The following is a 1,545-nucleotide window of genomic DNA, read 5'->3' as shown; positions in this document are numbered from 1 at the left end:
CAACGCGGCACACGCCGCGAACGCGGCGCCCCAGCGCCGGAGTCTGCCGGGTGAGCGGATCATGTGGGGTGACCTTTCGCCGAGAGAGCCCGATCTCCAGCGCGCCGAGCGGACCGCGGCGGTCTGTCGCGTCGCGTTTGGGAGCGCTCCCAAACGCGGCCGCAGTACTCCCCTGGTTGCCTGAGTACAAGGAGTGGACCGTCGGCGTCCGCCCGACGCCGTGGACCATGAAGCCAGGAACCTGACAACCCGTCAAGACACCCTGCCGCGTTCACTAGTTGAACATGGAGCACCCCAAGGCGTCGTCTCACCTTGTTCAACCCAGCGGTTGACAACACCCGCCGACGGCGTACCGTTGTTCTCAACCCAGCGGTTGAGGAACAGGGGCGACGACGTGACCGAGGATCAGCTGACCAGGGTGTTCACCGCCCTCGCCGACCCGACCAGGCGGGACATCGTCGCCCGCCTCTCGCTCGGGGACGCGACGCCGGGGCAGCTGGCCGAGCCCTTCGCCATCTCGCTCCAGGCGGTCTCGAAGCACCTCAAGGTGCTCGAGGACGCCGGCCTGATCAGCCGCAGCCGCGAGGCGCAGCGACGCCCCTGCCACCTGGAGACCGACGTGCTCGACCTGACCACCGCCTGGATCGAGCGCTACCGCCGCCGCGCCGAGGAGCGCTTCCGCCGCCTCGACGCCGTCCTGGCCTCCCTGGAGGAGACCGGAACCCAGCAAGGAGATCTGCCATGACCAGCACGCCCGCACGGGAGACCCGCATCGAGGCCGACCCCGCACTGCCCACCATCACCATCACCCGCGAGTTCGACGCCCCCGTGGAGAAGGTCTTCCGCGCCTGGACCGAGCCGGACCTGGTGGTCCAGTGGCTCGGCCCGGCGTCCACCACGATGAAGCTCGACGCCTGGGACATCCGCACCGGCGGCCGCTACCGCTACCGGGCCCTCCGCGACGGCGAGGAGATCGCCGCCTTCTACGGCTCCTTCCACGAGGTGCGCCCGCCGTCCCGCCTGGTGCAGACGTTCACCTTCGAGGGCGTGCCGGACGGCGTCAGCCTGGACACCGCCACCTTCGAGGCGCTGGCGGACGGCCGTACCCGGGTCGTCATCCTCTCCGTGGTGGATTCGCTGACCACCCGGGACATGATCCTCGCCAGCGGGATGGACCAGGGCGTCGTCGAGGGCTACCAGCGCCTCGACGCCCTGCTGCCGACGCTCGCCTGAGCCTCGGCCGCAAGCGACACCGGGCAGGTTACCCGGAAAGTTCGTACAAGGCGGTGGTTTCGCCCGAAACCGCCGCCGACTCCCTTGCGGGGATGGGACGCTGACGTCCCGTCATCCCTTGATCATCACGAGGGAGTTGAAGCCGCCGATGACGTCCTTCTGTCCGACCTGCCTGCGCCATGTGAACGGTGCGGTCTCCTGCCCCGGCTGCGGGGCGCTCGCCAGCGGGCTGCCGCAGGTGCCGGACCTCCCGGCGCCCCGCCTGCCGAGCGCGGGCCCCCGGCACCGCGCGCCGGTCGCCCCGCAGTCGGC

General features: G+C 70.6%; 2 protein-coding genes and 1 pseudogene. All 3 read left to right on the top strand.

Features of this window, described 5'->3' with window-relative positions; genetic code table 11:
• Window positions 1–394 precede the first annotated feature (394 nt).
• Window positions 395–745 (top strand): ArsR/SmtB family transcription factor, encoded by a 351-nt coding sequence (locus ACFP3V_RS29795; protein ID WP_380590242.1) that lies wholly within the window; start codon window positions 395–397, stop codon window positions 743–745.
• Window positions 742–1,233 (top strand): SRPBCC family protein, encoded by a 492-nt coding sequence (locus ACFP3V_RS29790; RefSeq protein WP_380590238.1) that lies wholly within the window; start codon window positions 742–744, stop codon window positions 1,231–1,233. Before ACFP3V_RS29795 ends, ACFP3V_RS29790 begins: the two co-directional genes overlap by 4 nt.
• A gap of 118 nt (window positions 1,234–1,351) precedes the next feature.
• Window positions 1,352–1,545 (top strand): annotated as a pseudogene (locus tag ACFP3V_RS29785) (hypothetical protein); the annotation flags it as partial.

Origin of the sequence: Streptacidiphilus monticola, assembly GCF_042658505.1 — a bacterium.
Lineage (GTDB): Bacteria > Actinomycetota > Actinomycetes > Streptomycetales > Streptomycetaceae > Streptacidiphilus > Streptacidiphilus monticola.
This window is presented reverse-complemented; position numbering and strand designations above follow the sequence as displayed.

What these genes read in the sequence shown, in the direction of transcription:
- ACFP3V_RS29790 (WP_380590238.1), top strand. Translation starts at nt 742, where the DNA reads ATGACCAGCACGCCCGCACGGGAGACCCGCATCGAGGCCGACCCCGCA.